15 protein-coding genes, 2 tRNA genes and 1 pseudogene are annotated in these 19,989 nt (G+C 64.6%); 12 read left to right on the top strand and 6 right to left on the bottom strand.

From position 1 onward, the window contains the following. Positions 1-248: 248 nt before the first annotated feature. Positions 249-710 carry a hypothetical protein gene (locus LJ655_RS16090; RefSeq protein ID WP_230562232.1) on the bottom strand — a complete coding sequence of 154 codons (462 nt, stop codon included), beginning with the start codon at positions 708-710 and terminating at the stop codon, positions 249-251. A gap of 597 nt (positions 711-1,307) precedes the next feature. Here LJ655_RS16090 and LJ655_RS16085 point away from each other — a divergent pair. From LJ655_RS16085 to dhaK, 4 genes and pseudogenes are all read left to right on the top strand, one after another. Beyond that, positions 1,308-1,817 (top strand): hypothetical protein, encoded by a 510-nt coding sequence (locus LJ655_RS16085; RefSeq protein WP_230562231.1) that lies wholly within the window; start codon positions 1,308-1,310, stop codon positions 1,815-1,817. 246 nt (positions 1,818-2,063) lie between these two features. Beyond that, positions 2,064-2,381: pseudogene (locus LJ655_RS16080) on the top strand (MlrC C-terminal domain-containing protein); the annotation flags it as partial. Between the two features lie 78 nt (positions 2,382-2,459). Then, positions 2,460-2,536, top strand: a tRNA-Val gene (locus tag LJ655_RS16075). 275 nt (positions 2,537-2,811) lie between these two features. Then, entirely contained in the window at positions 2,812-4,512 is a 1,701-nt protein-coding gene (gene dhaK, locus LJ655_RS16070; protein WP_230562230.1) for a dihydroxyacetone kinase subunit DhaK, read from the top strand. 69 nt (positions 4,513-4,581) lie between these two features. Here dhaK and LJ655_RS30115 read toward each other — a convergent pair whose 3' ends face one another. The 5 genes from LJ655_RS30115 to LJ655_RS16050 form a co-directional block, all read right to left on the bottom strand. Continuing rightward, entirely contained in the window at positions 4,582-4,716 is a 135-nt protein-coding gene (locus LJ655_RS30115) for a hypothetical protein (RefSeq protein WP_268991508.1), read from the bottom strand. Positions 4,717-4,752: 36 nt separating this feature from the next. Further along, entirely contained in the window at positions 4,753-5,808 is a 1,056-nt protein-coding gene (locus tag LJ655_RS16065; RefSeq protein WP_230562229.1) for a permease, read from the bottom strand. A gap of 25 nt (positions 5,809-5,833) precedes the next feature. Next, on the bottom strand, positions 5,834-6,901 hold the full coding sequence (gene mnmH, locus LJ655_RS16060) for a tRNA 2-selenouridine(34) synthase MnmH (RefSeq protein WP_230562228.1): 1,068 nt from the start codon (positions 6,899-6,901) through the stop codon (positions 5,834-5,836). 114 nt (positions 6,902-7,015) lie between these two features. Next, positions 7,016-8,074 carry a selenide, water dikinase SelD gene (gene selD, locus LJ655_RS16055; protein WP_230562227.1) on the bottom strand — a complete coding sequence of 353 codons (1,059 nt, stop codon included), beginning with the start codon at positions 8,072-8,074 and terminating at the stop codon, positions 7,016-7,018. A 194-nt stretch (positions 8,075-8,268) separates the two neighbouring features. Continuing rightward, positions 8,269-8,595: a beta-xylosidase gene (locus tag LJ655_RS16050; protein ID WP_230562226.1), complete on the bottom strand. Its 327-nt coding sequence runs from the start codon at positions 8,593-8,595 to the stop codon at positions 8,269-8,271. A gap of 225 nt (positions 8,596-8,820) precedes the next feature. On the opposite strand from LJ655_RS16050, the gene fdnG reads away from it, so the two are divergent. The 8 genes from fdnG (at position 8,821) to LJ655_RS16010 (ending at position 19,565) form a co-directional block, all read left to right on the top strand. Beyond that, positions 8,821-11,889: a formate dehydrogenase-N subunit alpha gene (gene fdnG, locus LJ655_RS16045; RefSeq protein ID WP_230562225.1), complete on the top strand. Its 3,069-nt coding sequence runs from the start codon at positions 8,821-8,823 to the stop codon at positions 11,887-11,889. Positions 11,890-11,898: 9 nt separating this feature from the next. Continuing rightward, positions 11,899-12,822: a formate dehydrogenase subunit beta gene (gene fdxH, locus LJ655_RS16040; RefSeq protein ID WP_230562224.1), complete on the top strand. Its 924-nt coding sequence runs from the start codon at positions 11,899-11,901 to the stop codon at positions 12,820-12,822. Next, a complete protein-coding gene (locus LJ655_RS16035; protein ID WP_230562223.1) occupies positions 12,819-13,475 on the top strand; it encodes a formate dehydrogenase subunit gamma in 657 nt (218 codons plus the stop codon). Before fdxH ends, LJ655_RS16035 begins: the two co-directional genes overlap by 4 nt. 123 nt (positions 13,476-13,598) lie before the next feature. Next, positions 13,599-14,597 (top strand): formate dehydrogenase accessory protein FdhE, encoded by a 999-nt coding sequence (fdhE, locus tag LJ655_RS16030; protein WP_230562222.1) that lies wholly within the window; start codon positions 13,599-13,601, stop codon positions 14,595-14,597. Between the two features lie 46 nt (positions 14,598-14,643). After that, positions 14,644-16,092 carry an L-seryl-tRNA(Sec) selenium transferase gene (gene selA / locus LJ655_RS16025; RefSeq protein WP_230562221.1) on the top strand — a complete coding sequence of 483 codons (1,449 nt, stop codon included), beginning with the start codon at positions 14,644-14,646 and terminating at the stop codon, positions 16,090-16,092. Between the two features lie 13 nt (positions 16,093-16,105). Next, the gene (gene selB, locus LJ655_RS16020; protein WP_230562220.1) at positions 16,106-18,019 is read left to right on the top strand and encodes a selenocysteine-specific translation elongation factor; all 1,914 of its coding nucleotides are present in this window, start codon (positions 16,106-16,108) and stop codon (positions 18,017-18,019) included. Between the two features lie 49 nt (positions 18,020-18,068). Continuing rightward, a tRNA-Sec gene (locus LJ655_RS16015) sits at positions 18,069-18,161 on the top strand. A gap of 168 nt (positions 18,162-18,329) precedes the next feature. Further along, entirely contained in the window at positions 18,330-19,565 is a 1,236-nt protein-coding gene (locus tag LJ655_RS16010) for a tyrosine-type recombinase/integrase (protein ID WP_230562219.1), read from the top strand. Positions 19,566-19,989: the final 424 nt, after the last annotated feature.

The raw sequence follows: 19,989 nt of genomic DNA, 5'->3' as shown, positions 1-19,989 counted from the left end.
AGGACCGTGAAACGACTCCACGCCGATGATAGTGCGGATTGCCCGTGTGAAAGTAGGTAATCGTCAGGCTCCTTACCCCAGACAGAAACCCCACCCAGCGCGGTGGGGTTTCTGCGTTTACGCGGCCTTTTACGCGCTTCGTTACTTTCCAATCCGCAGCGCGTCCGCGTAACCCGTCAGTTCCGGACACGTTCGCGCAACATCCGTGTCCTTTCGGCTCGCCTGATCAGCGCTTCCTCCAAAGAACGCTAAGCCCGTTTGCGCGCTGGCGCCCGATCGGTTCCACCGGAAATAAAGCGGTCAAGCTTTTCACTGGCCTCCGTAATCGCCCAGAGCGGAGCGCGATGCAGTTGTCGATCGTAGCAGGTTGCGATCGATGCAAAGAGCTCGAATCCTGCATCGTCCAGTTTCCATTCGTTGCGTTCCCGACCTGCATCGAACACCATCGCCGAGATTCGGTCGGCTGCATGGAGCTCTTCGCGGCTCATCGAACCAAAGCCGGCATCGGCCAGGTAGCTAGTCAGCAGCATCATCTGCGTCAGCGTCTGTGCGTCGCTCCTCGTGCCGACGCCGCGGCGCAGGGCGTCGAGCGACAGATGAACTCGCAACGCGAGATCGTCGGCGATTTGGCGCGCGATGGGCAACAGCATGGCCTTGGCATGTCGCGCGCGGGCGGCGCCAGAGTTGCGGAAGGGAATCGGTTGTGCCATGGAGATCCAATGGGTTTGCCTGAGCACATGCAATAACGGCGCGCTTCGCAAAAGGTTGAGCCTTGGTTGCGCTTGACCGCTTCGTCCGACGGAAACGTTTGCTGGCGGCCTTTTAAGCGCAGATTGCCGGCACCTCGCGACGCGCGTATCCGGGCGACTTCGCCTCCAACACTTACTGTCTGAAAGGCGCCGCGCACTGGCGCCTCGCGAACAACCGGCGATCTACCCCGACCACAACCTCCCTATCATGACAAATTGAACGACGCCGACCAGCAAGCCGAACGGAGGAAGTGCCTCAGGCCGAGGGCCATCCAGCAGTCTTCGACACGAGGAGGCATCGATGCAGGCTCGTCCATCCAACATTGTCTCGACGACCGCCGATCTATAGATCGATGGAGCGCGAATGTGGGACAGTTTCGTGCAGTTGGCGCAGATCGATGCGACCGACAAAGGCGGCGGATGCTCTCTCGTGCCGACCGACCTCGACCGGGAGGCGAGCGATCAGTTCGTCGCGTGGGCGAAGGAGATCGGCTGCGCGATGCGAGTCGATCCAATCGGCGATGCCTTCGTGCGGCGGCCAAGGCTCGAGGTCCCGGTATGCTGGACGAGACCAACGTGGAGCCGATCGCGCCGCTCAAGGTCACCGCGCGGACGAACGAGGACGGCTCGCCCTTCGAACCCGCGATGATGGGCTCCGGCGAATTCGCCGGCGCGTTCCCCTTGGAGCATGCGCCAGCGCAATACCCTCGCGACTGCGTGTCGGTTCGCGACGCGCTAGCGGCGATCGGCTATGCAGGCGAGCATCGCAAGGCTCACGCGGTCGGCGCATATTTCGAAGCGCATATTGAACAGGGGCCGGTGCTCGAAGCGCACGATAAGGTCATTGATGTGATGCCGGGCGCGCTTGGGCAACGCTGGTGCGACGTGACCCTGCACGGCACGAAAGCGCACGCGGGCTCGACGCCGATGGCGCTGCCCCGCTACGCGCTCATAGTCGCCGAGTATCCCATCCAGTCGGTGAACCGCATCGCGCTCGATCGTGCGCGGCATGGCCGATTGCCTCGAGGGTGCGTCCGGACTCGCGCAACTTCATGCCGGGCCCTGTGAAATTCAGCGTCGATACGCTCGCAGCCAATGACGCATCGCTTACTTCGATAGTTAACGCATCGCGTACGGCACGCGTGCAAGCTACCGCGAGGTGGCGCAACACCGCGGCCCACAGCGCCAGCCGCAGCCATTCGCCGCGCAATGGGGCGCCGACATTAGGTAGTGCGCCGAGCCGCTCGGTGTGTCGTCGATGAAGATAATCAGCGGCGCGGGCCACGACGCGGTCTATCTTGTGCGCGTCGCGCCTTCACCGGCCAGCGCGCCTGCATGGCACGCGCCGCGGTGCTCGACACCGGCGCGGTGAATATCGTCGTGACCGAGCGCACGCATGAGCCGTCGGATCTCGGTGTGTTCGAAAGCGTCGGCATCGATCCGCGCCGCGCGTTTTCTGTGCTCAAACCGCGCATGGATTGCCGACCTGTTTTTGTGCCGATCGCGGCGGCGCTCGTCGAATGCGATAGCCGTGGCGTCACGAGTTCGGACGACGGTCTATTCCGTTTCGAGCACGTAAAGCGGCCGGTTTATCGATTGGGCCCGCGCACCGAATGGACCGCGGCGAACTGATCAACACGCATGCATCGCGATAAATTGCGGCAAGGGCTTGTGCGGTCCTCGATGACTCTCTATAATTCGCGCCTCTAAAGGCTCGTAGCTCAGTTGGTTAGAGCACCACCTTGACATGGTGGGGGTCGTTGGTTCGAATCCAATCGAGCCTACCAACGCATCTGTGACGTAGACGAAAGCGGTTCCGCTTTCGTCTACGGTCCTGTCAAATCCATCCCGTCGTTCCCGCAGTTTCGCCGTTCGGCATCGCGTTCCCTTCGTTTCCATTGTCTGCTTGCGGCGCGCGTTCGTACGTGCTTTCTTGCTATCGCGTCGTCGTTCGTCGATGCGCGGTACAGTTAGACCTTCCGCTTTCGCCGCTGACCCGACTGCCATTCGTATCGCATCGTGTCGTCACATGATGCCGGCAGCATCCAACGGAGCTGACGCAATGAAGAAGCTCATCAACGATGTGTCCACCGTGGTCCCCGACATGGTCGACGGCCTCGTCGCGCTCAATCCTCATCTCTCGCTGTTGCAGGGCGGCACGATCGTCGTGCGAGCCGATGCCGAGGCCGCGGCCGCGCGCGGTGAAGTCGCACTGATCTCGGGCGGCGGCTCGGGCCACGAGCCCGCCCACGGCGGCTACGTGGGCCACGGCATGTTGAGCGCCGCGGTGGCCGGCGAGGTCTTCACATCGCCGTCCACCGACGCCGTACTCGACGCGATTCGCGCGGTGACCGGGCCCGCGGGCGCGTTGCTGATCGTCAAGAACTATACGGGCGACCGTTTCAACTTCGGCCTGGCGGCTGAAATCGCTCGCGCCGAGGGCATCCCGGTCGACATGGTGATCGTCGCAGACGACGTCGCGCTGAGCGCGAGCGGCGATCACGCGGGCCGCCGCGGACTCGCGGGCACGGTGCTGGTTCACAAGATCGCCGGCGCGGCCGCCGCGCGCGGTTTGCCGTTGACCGAGGTCGCGCGGATCGCGCGCGAGGCGGCCGCGTCGCTCGGCACGATGGGCGTCGCGCTGACGCCGTGCACGGTGCCGGCCGCGGGCAAGCCGGGCTTCGACCTGGCCGATGGCGAAATCGAATGGGGCCTCGGCATTCATGGCGAACCCGGCGTGGCGCGAGGCGCGCTGGAGCCAGCCGACGCGATCGTCGGCAAGCTGCTCGCGAAGATCGTCGACGATCTCGCGTTGCGAGCGGGCGAGCGCGTCGTCCTGCTCGTGAACAATCTGGGCGGCACGCCACCGAGCGAGCTCAACGTGGTGGCCGGCGCCGCGCTGCGCCAGCTTGACGAGCGCGGCATCGAGGTCGCGCGCGCATGGGCGGGCACATTCCTGAGCGCGCTCGAAATGGCCGGCGTTTCGCTGACGCTGCTGCGTGTCGACGACGACCGGCTGAGCCTGCTCGACGCCGTGACCGATACGAGCGCATGGCCGGCGCTGAGCGGGCGTGTCGCGCAGGTTGCGGTGCGTGCGGCGCCACGCGCGCCAACGGACGCGAGCGGCGCGACACTTGCGCGCGACGCGACGCTGCGTCGTGCGATCGAAGCGGTCTGCGAGTGCTTGCTGGCAGCCGAGCCTACCTTGACCGAGATGGACCAGCGTGTCGGCGATGGCGACCTCGGCATCAGCCTGGCGCGCGGCGCACGTGCAGTGCAGCTCGAACTTGATTCATACGCGTCCGAGACAACGCCGGGCGTGGTGTTGCGCGGCATGTCGGCGACGCTGCGGCGCGTGGTGGGCGGCACCTCGGGTCCGTTGTACGCGGTGATGCTGCTGCGCGCGGCGGCCGTGCTCGAACAGTCGGATGAGATCACAGCGCAGCAATGGGCGGCGGCGTTCAGCGCCGGTGTCGATGGGTTGATGGAGTTGGGCGGCGCAAGGCCTGGTGATCGCACGATGGTCGATGCGCTGAAGCCTGGTGCCGACGTGCTGCATATCGCGCTCGCTCAGGCGTCGTCGACGGATGCCGCGCTGCACGCCGCAGTCGATGCGGCAATCGATGGCGCCTCGCGCACCGCATCGATGCATCCGCGTCGCGGGCGTTCCAGCTATGTCGGCGATCGCGCACTGGGCCATGCGGACCCCGGCGCGCATGCGGTGGCGTTGTGGCTCGCGGCGATTCGCGACGAGCTGGCGTGAAGCGCATCGTTCGGATGGCGAATCAAACGAACGCGCGCGCTTGCAAGGAAGAGAGAAACAATGCGGCCTTCAGGGCCGCAGCAGATCGAACCCCGCGAGCGCCACGACACCGCTCAGGGCGATCAACGCCACCGAGTGCTGTCCAGCGTACAGCAGCCCGGCGGCGGACCAACATGTTGCGGCGAAGAGGGCAATATGCTTCATGCTTTTGTGTTCTACGGCGCAAACTCGAATACTGTTTCAAAAGCCCAGCGCAACGGCCAACAAACCACTGACGATACCGCACACCACCACCGCGCAGGCGACCACCGTCAGCACGCGCCGCGGAAACGACCGCGCAAGCATCGCGAACGACGGCACGCTGACGAGCGGCAGCGTCATCAGGAGCGCGCCGGCGGGCCCGGCGGCCATGCCGAACGACAGCATCGCCTGAATGATCGGCACTTCGCCTGCGGTCGGAATCACGAACAGCGTGCCGGCAATCGACAGCGCGATGATCCACAGCAGGCTGTTGTCGATGTCCGGGCCGATGTGCGGAAACAGCCACGCGCGCGCCGCACCCAGAATCAGTACGAGCACGATGTATTCCGGCACAAGCCGTAGCGTCATGCGCCCGAGAATCGTGATCCAGCGCGAGAACGCGGTCCCGGGATCGTCCGTGCTGACCAATTGCGCGACGGCCTCCCGCGACGCTTGCGCCTCCTGCGGCGTGACCATGCGGTTCACGACATAGCCCAGGCCGAATACCATCACGATGCCGAGGGCGAGTCGCAGGCCCATCCACTGCCAGCCGAGCACGAAGCCCATGAAGATGAGCGTCGCGGGATTCAGCGCGGTGTTGCCGAGCCAGAACGCAATCGCCGCGCCCGGTGCTGCTTCGCGTGCGCGCAGGCCCGCGACGACCGGCGCCGCGCAGCACGTGCACATCATGCCCGGCAACGACATCAGGCCGCCTTTGACGACGCTGTTGAAGTCGGCACGGCCCAGCGCGCGCGCAACCCACTGCGGCGGAATCAGCGCTTGCACGGCGGAGCCGAGCAGCAGGCCGAGCACCATTGCCTGCCAGATCGCCTTGCCGTAGGCGAGCGCGTAGTCGGTCGCCGCCTGCCACGAGGCCGCAGGCGCGCTCGCGGACGTGCCCATCAGGATCGACTTGCCGATCGAATGCTGGCCCGCGGCGACGAACGCGCGGTTGTAGTACGGAAACCACTTCACATAGAAGAGGCCGACGACGGCGATCAGCAGGAACACGATCCAGCCAGGCTTGACGCGGGGTTGACGAAGGGTTGATTGCATGGGGTGTCTAAATTGTCGTTACGGGTCAGCCGACGACGAGCGTGCGGCTGTCGAGCTGCGCGAGCAGCGTTTTCGCCTGCTCGACGACATCGGCGTCGTTCGGGCGGAAATCGAGTGGCAGTGCATTCGGGAGCTGCTCGAAATGCTGACCGCTGCTGCGCGCATAGGCGGGATCGTAATGCCGTTCGAGCAGCTCGCGCGCGAGCTCGGCGCGCCGGTTGTCGTCGACGAGCCGCAGCCAGCCCGTGACTCGCTCGCGGCTGTGCAGGCCGATCAGCCGTGACAACTGTCCCTTCAGGTAGTCGGGATCATCGAAAAGATGCGCGTAATCCTGCAGCAGAAACGCCGCGCGATCCTCGCGGCTCGAGCGCACCTCCACGCATGCGCCGCGATGAAACGTTTCGAGCAGCGCGAGCGGCAGCGTGACGGCGCCGATGCGCCGGCTTTCCGCCTCGACGAACACCGGCCGATTCACATCGAAGCCGCGCAGCTCGGTGACGAGCAGCGTGTCGAAACGCTTTTGCGAGGGCTGCGGCACGCCAGAATACGCGCCGAGCAGCGAACCGCGGTGTGACGCGAGCGCCTCGAGGTCGAGCGTTTGCGCGCCGGCCTCACGCAGCGCCAGGAGCAGCCGCGTCTTGCCGCTGCCGGTCGGGCCGACGAGCGTGACGTAGCTGAAGCGGCGCGGCAGCGTTTCGAGCCTCTCGAGCGTCGCGCGCCGGTAGCTCTTGTAGCCGCCGTCGAGTTGGCGCGCCGGCCAGCCGATCATGTTGAACAGCGTCGTGACCGAGCCCGAGCGCTTGCCGCCGCGCCAGCAATAGATCAGCGGGCGCCAGTTGCGCGGGCGGTCGGCGAAGGTGGTTTCCAGATGATGCGCGATGTTGCGCGCGACGAACGCCGCGCCGAGCCGCGTGCCCTCGAACGGCGATACCTGCTTGTAGGTCGTGCCGACCAGCACGCGCTCCTCGTTGCTCAGCACCGGCGCGTTGGTTGCGCCCGGAATATGGTCTTCCTCGAATTCGAGCGGTGTGCGAACGTCGACGATTTCGTCGAAATCGCCGGCTTTGTCGAGGCTGACTAGAAGGTTTTTCAAGGGAGTAGGGACAAAACGGACCGCGGGAAGACCGAAATTATCGCATGGGCGGCTCATTCGGGCCGCTTGCGTGTTTCTCCCGCGTCCTTCAGCGGCTTCGTTCAGCCGCCTGCCTCAGATGACTTCTACCCGCGCTTGCCCGCTCACCATTTCGCCGATCACCCGTGCGTCGGCGAAGCCATCGGCGCGGAACAGCGCGAGCACTTCGTCGACCGCTTCGGGCGCGCACGACACCAGCAGGCCGCCCGACGTCTGCGGATCGGTCAGCAGCGCGCGGCTGGCGGGCGGCAGCGTGGCCGGCAGGACGACGTCGTGGCCGTAGGCATCCCAGTTGCGGCCCGATGCGCCAGTGAAAATGCCGGCCTCGGCGAGGTTCGCGACGTTCGGCAGCCATGGCAGGTCCGCATAGCGCACCTGAGCTGTCAGCTTCGAGCCGCGTGCGAGTTCCAGCGTATGGCCGAGCAGGCCGAAGCCGGTGATGTCGGTCAGCCCATGCACGCCGTCGAGCCGCGCCAGCTCGGCGCCCGGCCGGTTCAGCTTGGTGGTCGCGCCGATCATAGCGGCATAGCCGGCATCGTCGAGCCGGTCTTTCTTCAGTGCCGCGGACAGAATGCCGACGCCAAGCGGCTTGCCGAGAATCAGCACGTCGCCGGCCTGGCTGCCCGCGTTGCGCTTGACTCGCTTCGGGTCGACGAGGCCCAGTGCGACGAGGCCGTAAATCGGCTCGACCGAATCGATCGAATGGCCGCCCGCGAGCGGGATGCCCGCGTCCGCGCAGACCGATTCGCCGCCCTTCAGCACGGCCGCGATCACGTCGTGCGGCAGCACGTTGATCGGCATGCCGACGATCGCGAGCGCCATGATCGGCCTGCCGCCCATCGCGTACACGTCCGAGATCGCGTTGGTCGCGGCGATGCGGCCGAAGTCGAACGGGTCGTCGACGATCGGCATGAAGAAGTCGGTGGTGGCGACGATCGCCTGGTCTTCGTTGAGCTTGTAGACGGCGGCGTCGTCGGCGGTGTCGTTGCCGACCAGCAGGTCTGGGAAAAACGGCAACGGCGCGCTGCGCTTGAGCAGATCGGCCAGCAGGCCGGGCGCGATCTTGCAGCCGCAGCCGCCGCCGTGCGACAGGCTCGTGAGGCGGGGCGGCTGGCTTGCTTGGGCTTGGGTCATGGAGACGGGAGTTCCGGTTCGTCGAATGACCGCATTATGAGGGTTGTTTTCACAGTGTGCAGGGTCGGCGCCGGCGCGAACGGCTTTATGCCGAACCCGTTTATCTTCACGACAAACGCCCGCGTAAAAAATACGAATGCCGAGAAGAACGGCGTCGACAATTAACAAACCGATTAGCGCGCGATTCTAGAACCTCATTTATTGCTTCCCGCGCCGGTTCCGTATAGGCCATTGTTAAATCCGCCGGCCCCCTGGGGTTTTTGTTCCTGGCCGGCGGTTTTACCGCGCGCATCACCTTGGCCGCTGTTTTCCGACTGGGGTTTCTTCGACTCGTGAACGGCCGAGGCGGCCGGTTCGGGCGTCGAACCCATCGAGGACGCGCGGCTTTCCATATGCGAGGAGCCTTGCGGCTGGGGAATTTGCGCGAGGCTGAGCGGGCTCGTGGCCAGCAACGCGGCGCCGAGCAGCGCCACCGAGGCCGCGCCGCCTGCCGCGCGACCGTAGAAGGTTGTGGAGTTCATAGAGCGCAATGGTCCATCGATGGGGTTAATGGAATTTCACTATTCGGGTAGGCAGCATGAACGGTGCCCGGCAGCGGGAATAAATCGTGCAGGGGCGCCGCCGCCCATTCAAGCGGACCTATCCGTGTCCCACTGACGCGGGTGACGAATGCACTACGATCTCGCAGCATGTCGCGAAACGGCATCTATAATCATTTTTGTCCCCAAAAGAGCCGAGGCCATGCAATGACGCAAATGACTCGGCGACAATTCCTGAAGGTCTCTGCCACGACGCTCGCCGGATCGAGCCTGGCCCTGATGGGCTTCTCACCGACTCCCGCGCTGGCCGAAGTCCGTCAGTACAAATTGTCGCGTGCGACCGAAACCCGCAATACCTGCCCGTACTGTTCGGTGGGCTGCGGCATCCTGATGTACGGCCTTGGCGACGAAGCCAAGAACGTCAAGACGAGCATCTTCCACATCGAGGGCGACCCCGACCATCCGGTCAATCGCGGCACGCTGTGCCCGAAGGGCGCGAGCCTGATCGACTTCATCCATAGCCCGAGCCGTCTGCGTTATCCCGAGTACCGCGCGGCCGGGGCGAGCGAGTGGAAGCGCATCTCATGGGAAGACGCGCTAGACCGCATCGCGAAGCTGATGAAGGAAGACCGCGACGCGAACTTCGTCGAGACGACCGCCGACGGCAAGAAAGTCAACCGCTGGCTGACAACCGGGATGCTCGCGGCGTCGGCCAGCAGTAACGAGGTGGGCTACCTGACGCACAAGACTGCTCGCAGTCTTGGCATGCTCGGATTCGACAATCAGGCGCGTGTCTGACATGGCCCGACGGTGGCAGGTCTTGCCCCGACGTTTGGCCGTGGAGCGATGACGAACCATTGGGTCGACATCAGAAACGCGGACTTGATTCTCGTGATGGGCGGCAATGCCGCCGAGGCACACCCGTGCGGTTTCAAATGGGTCACCGAGGCCAAGGCGCACCGCAAGGCGCGCCTGATCGTGGTCGACCCGCGCTTTAACCGCACGGCGTCGGTCGCGGACTACTACGCGCCGATCCGCACCGGCACGGACGTCGCGTTCCTGGGCGGGGTGATCAACTATCTGCTGACGAACGACAAGATCCAGCACGAGTACGTGAAGAACTACACGGACGTGTCGTTCATCGTCCGTGAGGACTTTGCGTTCAACGACGGCCTGTTCTCCGGTTACAACGCCGACAAGCGCAGCTACGACAAGACCTCGTGGGACTACGAGCGCGGCGACGACGGCTTCGCCAAGGTCGATCCGACGCTGCAGGACCCCCGCTGCGTCTATCAGTTGATGAAGAAGCACTACTCGCGCTACACGCCCGAGCAGGTCGAAAGAATCTGCGGCACGCCGAAGGACAAGTTCCTGCACGTGTGCGAGATGCTCGCAGCGACGTCGGTGCCCGGACGTGCGACCACCATCATGTACGCGCTTGGCTGGACGCAGCACTCGACCGGCTCGCAGATGATCCGCACCGCCGCGATGGTACAGCTCCTGCTCGGCAACATCGGCATCGCGGGCGGCGGCATGAATGCGCTGCGCGGTCACTCGAACATTCAGGGCCTGACGGACCTCGGCCTGATGTCGAACCTGCTGCCGGGCTACATGACGCTGCCGATGGAAGCGGAGCAGGACTTTGACGCCTACATCGCGAAACGCGCCGCGCAGCCGCTGCGGCCGAACCAGCTGAGCTACTGGCGCAACTATCGAGCGTTCCATGTGAGCTTCATGAAGTCGTGGTGGGGCGACAAGGCCACCGCCGAGAATAACTTCGCTTTCGACTATCTGCCGAAGCTCGACAAGTCCTACGACCTGCTGCAGGTCTTCGAGCTGATGAGTCAGGGCAAGATGACCGGCTACATCGCGCAGGGCTTCAACCCGCTTGCCGCCGCGCCGTTCAAGTCAAAGAACGGCGCGGCTCTGGCCAAGCTGAAGTGGCTCGTGATCATGGATCCGCTCGCGACTGAAACGTCCGAGTTCTGGAAGAACCACGGCCCGTTCAACGACGTCGACAGCGCATCGATCCAAACCGAGGTTTACCGTCTGCCGACCACCTGCTTTGCCGAGGAACGCGGCTCGCTCGTCAGTTCGAGCCGGGTGCTGCAATGGCACTGGCAGGGCGCGGACGGTCCAGGCGAAGCGAAGAGCGACCTCGAGATCATGGCTGGGCTGTGGCTGCGGATTCGCGAGGCTTATCGCAAGGACGGCGGCAAGTATCCCGATCCGATCCTGAACATGAGCTGGCCGTATGCGAGGCCGGACAGCCCGTCGCCCGAAGAACTCGCGATGGAATTCAACGGCAAGGCGCTCGCGGACGTCACCGATCCGAAGGACCCGACCAAGGTGCTCGCGAAGAAAGGCGAGCAGCTCGCGAGTTTCGCGCTGCTGCGCGACGACGGCTCGACTTCGAGCGGTTGCTGGATTTTCTGCGGCGCGTGGACCCAGGCGGGCAACCTGATGGGCCGCCGCGACAATTCGGACCCGAGCGGCATCGGCAACACGCTGAACTGGGCGTGGGCATGGCCGGTGAACCGGCGGGTTCTGTACAACCGCGCGTCGTGCGATCTCAACGGCAAGCCGTTCGATCCGACGCGCAAGCTGATCGCGTGGAACGGCAGTACGTGGTCAGGTGCCGACATCCCGGATTTCAAGGTTGACGAGCCACCTGAAAACGGCATGAACCCGTTCATCATGAATCCGGAAGGCGTCGCGCGGTTCTTCGCGCGCGACGCGATGGCCGAAGGGCCGTTCCCCGAGCACTATGAACCGTTCGAGACGCCGCTCGGCTACAACCCGCTGCATCCGGACAACAAGCTGGTCGTCAGCAACCCGGCGGCGCGCGTGTTCCCGGGCGACAGGGCCACGTTCGGCACGCACGAGAACTTCCCGCATACCGCGACCAGCTATCGTCTGACCGAGCATTTCCACTACTGGACGAAGCACGTGAAGCTGAACTCGATCGTCCAGCCCGAGCAGTTCGTCGAGATCGGCGAAGACCTCGCGAAGGAGATCGGTGTGGTGGCCGGCGATCGGGTCAAGGTCAGCTCGAACCGGGGGCACCTGATAGCCGTCGCTGTCGTGACGAAGCGCATCAAACCGTTGATGGTCGAAGGCAAGAAGGTGCAGACCGTCGGGCTGCCGATTCATTGGGGCTTCATGGGGGTCGCGAGGCCCGGCTATCTCGTCAATACGCTGACGCCGCCGGTGGGCGACGGGAATTCGCAGACACCGGAAACCAAGTCGTTCCTCGTCAAGGTCGAAAAGGCATAAGGTAAAGAGATGGCACTGCAATCACTAGACATCAGACGCGTCTCGGCCACGACCACGCAGCCGCCGGTGGCCCGCGAGCCGGCCACGGGGTCGGTCGCGAAGCTCATCGACGTATCGAAGTGCATCGGCTGCAAGGCGTGTCAGACGGCCTGCATGGAGTGGAACGATCTGCGCGACGAGATCGGCGTAAACGTCGGCGTCTACGACAATCCGCCCGACCTGACCGAGCATTCGTGGACCGTCATGCGGTTCGCCGAGTACGAGAATTCAGCAGGCGACATCGAATGGCTGATCCGCAAGGACGGCTGCATGCACTGCGAGGACCCGGGCTGTCTGAAGGCCTGTCCGTCGCCGGGCGCGATCGTGCAGTACACGAACGGCATCGTGGACTTCCATCAGGAGAACTGCATCGGTTGCGGCTTCTGTATTGCCGGCTGTCCGTTCAACATACCGCGCATGTCGAGGCAGGATCGTCGCGTGTACAAGTGCACATTGTGTTCGGACCGCGTGGCGGTCGGCCAGGAGCCGGCTTGCGTGAAGACCTGCCCAACCGGCGCGATCATGTTCGGCACCAAGGAGGACATGAAGCAGCAGGCCGAGGACCGCATCGTCGATCTGAAGGAGCGCGGTTTCCAGAACGCTGGCCTGTATAACCCGGAGAAGGTCGGCGGCACGCATGTCATGTACGTGCTGCACCATGCTGATCGGCCGTCGCTGTATCACGGCCTGCCGGACGATCCGCGCATCAGTCCGCTGGTGTCATTGTGGAAGGGGGTGGCCAAGCCGATCGGGCTCGTCGTGATGGGGCTCGCGGCGCTCGCGGGCTTCTTCCACTACACGCGCGTCGGTCCGAACGAGGTATCCGAGGCCGACGAGGCCGCGGCACTCAAGGAAGCCGAAGAAACGCGCCGTTCGCGGGAGGGCACACAATGAACCACTCGGAGCACACTGACCTCACGGACGTGAAGGGCAATCACCTGATCGTGCGCTATACGCCGAACGAGCGCACGAATCACTGGATCACCGCGATTTGTTTCGTCCTGCTCGCGCTGTCGGGTCTCGCGTTGTTTCATCCGTCGATGGCGTTTCTGTACGCGGTCCTCGGCGGAGGGCAGTGGACGCGGATTCTGCATCCGTTCATCGGCTGCGTCATGTTCATCTCGTTCCTGATTCTTGCGCTGCGCTTCTGGCATCACAATTATCTGGACAGCGCCGACGTGCAGTGGATGAAGCAACTCGACGACGTCCTGAACAATCGCGAGGAACGCCTGCCGGCGATCGGCAAGTACAACGCCGGCCAAAAGCTGCTGTTCTTCGTGATGGTGATCTGTTTGCTGCTGCTGATGCTGAGCGGAATCGTGATCTGGCGGCGCTACTTCTCGCAATATTTCCCGATCGGCGTGATCCGGCTCGCGGCGCTCGTGCATGCGTTCACGGCGTTCGTGCTGATGGTGGGCATCATCGTGCATATCTATGCGGCTCTGTGGGTCAAGGGCTCCGTAGGTGCGATGACGCGCGGCACGGTCACGTACGGCTGGGCACGCAAGCATCATCCGAACTGGTTCAGGGAAGTCATCCGCAAGTAAGGTACGCTTCATCTGCGCTGCACAGGCACGCGTTTCAATGCGCCAGATGCAGCCTCCGCGCAACGGGCCGCCGCGCCTCGTCGATGACGGGCGGCGGCTCTTCAGTTTTCAGAGGTCGATACCTTGGTTCAACGCATTCTCGAAGCCGCCGACATCGAGTCGCTCGATCCCTCCGCGATACCCCGCATCCGGATGCCGGAGCGGCTCGCGGTGTTCGCGCCGCGCGCCGCGCGCCTGCGTCAGCTCGCGTCCCGCAGCAATCCGATCGCCGGCTATTTGCGGCTCATGGCGGCCCTCGCCGATGCGCAACAGGCGGTGCTCGCACATTTCAAGGCGCAACCGCCGAGCCCCGAGCTGATCGCCAGCGCGCAGCAGTATTCGATGCCGCTGATTCCGGCGCTCTCCGGCGCGCGCGATCCGGCGTGGCGCGACGTGCTGCTGGAACTGCTCGACAGGGTCGAAGCCGCGGGCCCGCTGACGCCGCCGCTCGTGGCGCTGTTCGCGCACTTGCGCTCGCTGGACTTTGCCACGCTCGAAGCGCAGGCCGACGCGATCTTCGCGCAGCGCTTCGCCGACGTCGAACCGGCAAGCGCGCCATTCATCATGGCCGCGCTGCAGGTCGTGTGGACCGACCTCGCCGCCGACATCGACAAGCGCGCCGTGCCGTACCTCGACACGCCGGGCCTGTGTCCGGTTTGCGGTTCGCATCCGGTCGCAAGCACGGTGCGCATCGGCGGCGCGTACGACAACTATCGCTATCTGCAATGCGGGCTGTGCGCGACCGAGTGGCATATGGTCCGCAGCAAATGCTCGAATTGCGATTCGACGAAGGGCATCGCGTATCACGTGGCCGGCTCGCCCGACGCCGATACCGCCACGCGCGAAGCCGAATCGAAAAACGCCGCGTTGAAGGCGGAGTCGTGCGACGAATGCCATACTTACCGCAAGATCGGCGTCCAGGCGAAGGACTTCGAATTCGATCCGTTCGCGGACGACCTTGCGAGCCTTACGCTCGATCTGCTGATGGGCGCGGAAGGGTACCGGCGCGCGTCGCCGCATCCGTGGCTGTGGCCGGAGCAGACGGCCGGCGCAACGGAAGCGGAGGACGACGAGTCCGCATAGCGGCGGCCAGAGCGCATGCAACCTCGAATCGACATAAGGATGGCTCGTGAGCGACGTGAGCAGCTCCGAATTGCACGCGCTGATGGCGCGCGTACCGTCGGTGGACAAAGTCGTGGCGTCGGCGGAATTCGCACCGCTCGTCAGCGAATACGGCCGCACGCAGGTGCTCAACGCGCTGCGCGACGTGCTCGACGCGTGGCGGATCAGCGCGCAATCGGGCGATGCAACGGCTAACCCGGCGGTAAGCGCGCTCGATGCTGCGCAACTGCATGCGAGCGTCGCCGCGGCGCTCGTCGCGCGCAACGCGTCACGGCTGCGTAGCGTGTTCAACCTGACCGGCACGGTGCTGCACACGAACCTCGGCCGCGCGCTGTTGCCCGACGAGTCGGTGCGCGCCGTGATGACCGCCCTCACGCAACCGGCCAACCTCGAGTTCGATCTCGCCACCGGCAAGCGCGGCGACCGCGACGACCTGATCGACGGGCTGATCTGCGAGCTGAGCGGCGCCGAAGCGGCGACCATCGTCAACAACAACGCGGCCGCGGTGCTGCTCACGCTGTCTGCGCTCGCGGCGAAAAAGGAAGTGGTGGTGTCGCGCGGCGAGCTCGTCGAAATCGGCGGCGCGTTTCGCATTCCCGACATCATGAGCCGCGCGGGCGCGAAGCTGCGCGAAGTCGGCACGACGAACCGCACCCATCTGAAAGACTACGAACAGGCGATCAACGCGCGCACCGCTCTGCTGATGAAGGTCCACGCGAGCAACTATGCGATCAGCGGTTTCACGAAGGAGGTCAGCATCGAAGAGATCGCCTCGCTCGCGCATGCGCGCGGGCTCGCTGTCGCCGTCGATCTAGGCAGCGGCACGCTCGTCGATCTCGGCGAATGGGGCTTGCCGCGCGAGCCGACCGTGCGCGCGACCGTCGAGGCCGGCGCGGATCTCGTCACGTTCAGCGGCGACAAGCTGCTCGGCGGCCCGCAGGCGGGGCTGATCGTCGGGCGGCGCGACCTGATCGCGAAGATCAAGAAGCATCCGCTCAAGCGCGCACTGCGCGTCGGCAAACTGACGCTCGCTGCGTTGGAGCCGGTGCTGCAGCTGTATCGCGCGCCGGAAAAGCTGACGGAGCGGCTGACCACGCTGCGGCTGCTCACGCGGCCCGCCGAAGATATTCATGGCGCCGCGCAGCGCGTGTCGCCGGCGTTGCAGCAGGCGATCGACGCGCGCTACAGCGTGTCCGTGGAGGCGATGTTCAGCCAGATCGGCAGCGGCGCATTGCCCGTGGACGTGCTGCCGAGCTATGGCCTCGTCGTCCGGATGGCCGACGGCAAGCGCGGCGGCCGGCATCTGCTTGCGCTCGAAAAGCAGTTGCGCGAGATGGCGCGGCCGGTGATCGGCCGGATCGCGGACGACGCGTTGCGGCTCGATCTGCGCTGCCTCGAATCCGCTGACGAAGCGCAGTTGATCGCTCAGCTGGCCGCTCAACCGAAAAGCAGCTGAAGGACAGGCACGCATGATCGTCGGTACTGCTGGACATATCGACCACGGCAAGACGAGCCTCGTGAAGGCACTCACCGGCGTCGACACGGACCGGCTCAAGGAAGAAAAGGCGCGCGGCATTTCGATCGAGCTCGGTTACGCGTACGTGCCGCTCGAGAACGGCGACGTGCTCGGTCTGATCGACGTGCCTGGCCATGAGAAGCTCGTGCACACGATGACCGCGGGCGCGAGCGGCATCGACTTCGCGCTGCTCGTGATTGCCGCCGACGACGGCGTGATGCCGCAAACACGTGAGCATCTGGCCATCGTCGAATTGCTCGGTATCCGGCGCGGCGCGATCGCGCTGACGAAAGTCGATCGCGTCGACGAGCAGCGCCTGCGCGAAGTGCGCGACGAAGTGACCGCGTTCGTCGGCGAGACTGTGCTGCGCGACGCGCCGGTGTTCGACACCTGCGCGACGCGCGCGGGCGATGCGGGCGTCGCCGCGTTGAACGCGCATCTGCGCGAGCAAGCCGCCGCATGGCGGATGAAGCGCGACGACGGCCTGTTCCGCCTTGCCGTCGATCGCGTGTTCACGCTCGCGGGGCAGGGCACGATCGTCACCGGGACCGTGGTCGCGGGCAGCGTGAGCGTCGGCGAGACGATGCTGCTCGCGCCGAAAAATCAGGCCGTGCGCGTGCGCAGCATCCATGCGCAGAATCGCCCCGCCGAAACCGGTCGCGCCGGCCAGCGCTGCGCGCTGAATCTGGCGGGGATCGAGAAGAGTGCGATCGAGCGCGGCGACTGGGTCGTCGATCCTCGACTATCGCAGGCGAGCGAGCGCATCGACGTAATGTTGACGCTGCTTGGCGACGCGCCGCATGCGCTCGCCCATTGGATGCCGCTGCACGTGCACCTCGGCACGCAGCATCAGGTCGCGCACGTGGCGCTGCTCGAAGGCGACGCGCTGGCGCCGGGTCAGTGCGCGCGTGCGCAATTCGTGTTCGAGCGGCCGCTGTGCGCGGTGCCGGGCGATCGCTTCGTCGTGCGAAATCCACAGGGCAATCGCACGGTGGGCGGCGGCCACGTGCTCGATCCGTTTGCTCCGGCGCGCAAGCGGCGCTCGCCGGAGCGGATCGCGTGGCTCGACGCGATTCAGACATTGCTCGATACCGGTTCACTCGACGCGCTGTTCGCCCGCGCGCCGCGCGGTTTGTCGCGTGCGCTGCTGGAGCACTTGACCGGGATGCCGGCGGCCGCACTTGCATTGCCCGCCGATACACGCACGATCGAACTGCCGGGCCACGACGCGTTACTGGTCACGAGCGCAACATGGCGCGCGCTCGCGGAACGGCTGACGAGCGCGCTCGCGCGATACCACGAGCGCGCGCCCGATGAACTCGGCCCGGACGCATCGCGCCTGCGGCGCATCGCGGCGCCTCTGCTCGACGACGCATTGTGGCGCGCGTTGGTCGACGATGCGGCGGCGCGCGGCGAGCTCGTCAAACGCGGCCCGTGGCTGCATTTGCCCGGCCACACCGTGACGCTCGACACCGCCGATCAGGCGCTCGCCGCGTGCCTGCTGCCCGAGATCCAGTCGGGGCGTTTCGATCCGCCGTGGGTGCGCGACCTCGCGAAGGCGCACGGCGTGCCCGAGGAGCGCGTGCGCCAGTTGCTGCGCAAGCTCGCGCGCCAGGGCGAATTGTTCCAGGTCGTGCAGGATCTGTTCTACGACCAGCAGGTGATTCGCGAGCTTGCGTCGATCGCGGCGGGCGAAGCACAAAGGAACGGCGGCACCGTGGCGGCCGCACCGTTTCGCGACGCGACCGGACTCGGCCGAAAACGCGCGATCCAGCTTTTGGAGTTCTTCGACCGGGCTGGGTATACTCGCTTTCACCGTGGCCTGCACCTCGTGCGCGCGGATAGTCGCTGGCTTGATCTGTCCTGATCTGGCTGGCGGTCTGTTTCAACCGGCCACGCGTCATTCAATCACCGTGGGAAGGCATTCGTATCCGGTGGTGCGGCTGGGCTTCAAACCCAGTTGAGGGCGTCAGACGCTCTCAGGTCGGTTCGACTCCGGCTGCCTTCCGCCCAGTGGGCCTTCCGGGTCATTCCGGCTTCTTCCGTTGATGTCCTGTAGATCGCTGATTTTAAAGCGGTTTATGGGTAACGACGTGCTTGCGACTACCGTTGACGTCCCGCACAATTTCCTCACGAAGTATGGGTAGCGATGTGGGTTTGTGGGTAGGGAGGGCAACATGGCTGGACGACAGTTGCATCGACTCAGCGCTCTGCGGGTCGTGAAAGAGGTGACGCCGGGTCATTACGCGGATGGCGGTGGCCTCTATATGCAGATCGCGGACAGCGGTGCGCGCTCATGGGTGTTCCGGTTCAAACTGAACGGCCGTATGCGGGAGATGGGGCTTGGTCCGCTCTCGCGTGTTTCTCTGGGCGAGGCGCGAAAACTCGCCGCCGGGTATCGCGATATGGTGAGGGACCTGATCGATCCCATCCTTGCGCGGCGCGAACAGCAGCGCCGACAGTTGCTCGATATATCGCCGGACGCCAACGTGACGTTTCGGGAAGCAACTGAAGCGTTTATCCGTGCGCATGAACCTCAGTGGCGAAATCGCAAGCACGTCCAGCAGTGGGGTAACACGCTTAAGACCTATGCGTATCCAGTAATCGGTGACGTCCGGGTGCGCGACATTGACACCGCGATGATCGTGCGGATTCTTCAGCCCATCTGGACCAAGAAGGCGGAGACTGCGCGCCGCGTGCGCGGCCGCATCAAGGCGATTCTCGACGCTGAGACGGTGTTGGGTCATCGCGTCGGCAGCAACCCGGCACGATACGTCGATCATCTGCAACTCGTGTTGCCGCGGTCGAAGAAGCGTTCGCAGGTGAACCATCACCCGGCACTGCCCTGGGAGGACTTGCCTGCGTTTATCCACGAGCTTGAACAACGTCCGCGGCGTGCTGCACGGGTGTTGCATCTGCTGATCCTCACGGCGACCCGCACGAACGAGGTGCGTTTTGCGCGGCCGGAGGAGTTTGACCTCGCCGCCCGCATGTGGTCAATTCCTGGCGACCGTACCAAGAGCGGCCGGCCGCTTCGCGTACCGCTTTGTGACCGCGCTGTCGAGATCGTGCGCAGCGCATTGCCCAAGGCGAAATACGGCTATCTATTCCCGGGCTGCAAGGAAGGGCGTCCGTTGTCGAACATGGCGATGCTGACGCTTTTAAAACGTATGTCGCGACACGGAATCACCGTACACGGTTTCCGGTCGACGTTCCGCGACTGGGTTGCCGAATGTACGGACTATCCCGATTCGCTCGCGGAGGAAGCCCTGGCTCATGTCATCGCATCGCAGACAGTGGCGGCCTACCGACGTCGCGACCAACTCGAGCGTCGGCGCCTGATGATGGAGGACTGGGGAAGGTACTGCGGCGAAAAGAGAGAGGGCACTGCGATGATGGCCTCGGCTGCATAACATGCGTTCGCTGCATAGTTGTTGTTCAGGAGCAACTTAGGGGCGCGCAGAGCCTTACTGGGTGGAGATTGGCGGCTGCTTCTTGAATGGAAACGTGAACTTTTGCCTGCAATTTGCCTGCAGGAAGCGACTGCTGACTGCAGCAAGGCTTCTGAAACATAGCGCGCGGACCAGGAGAGGACTCGAATATTGGTCATAAGTGTATGAATATAAAGACTAAAATATACTATTCCAAATGGTATATACGCACCCGTATACGTAAAAATCGGGCATGTCAGCGACTTATCGCGCAGTGCGCCGAACAGATCCGTGCCCGACCAGTTATGGCGACCCGCTAGGGCATTCAGTTCAACGGTCTTCGCTAGCGTGACGAACATCAATCCGTCCCGATACGGATTCGCACTTCGGAAACGAGCCCGGCTAC

The organism is Paraburkholderia translucens (assembly GCF_020881035.1).
In the GTDB taxonomy this organism is placed as follows: domain Bacteria; phylum Pseudomonadota; class Gammaproteobacteria; order Burkholderiales; family Burkholderiaceae; genus Paraburkholderia; species Paraburkholderia translucens.
The sequence above is the reverse complement of the archived record's forward strand: the minus strand, read 5'-3'. Positions and strand labels throughout refer to the sequence as shown.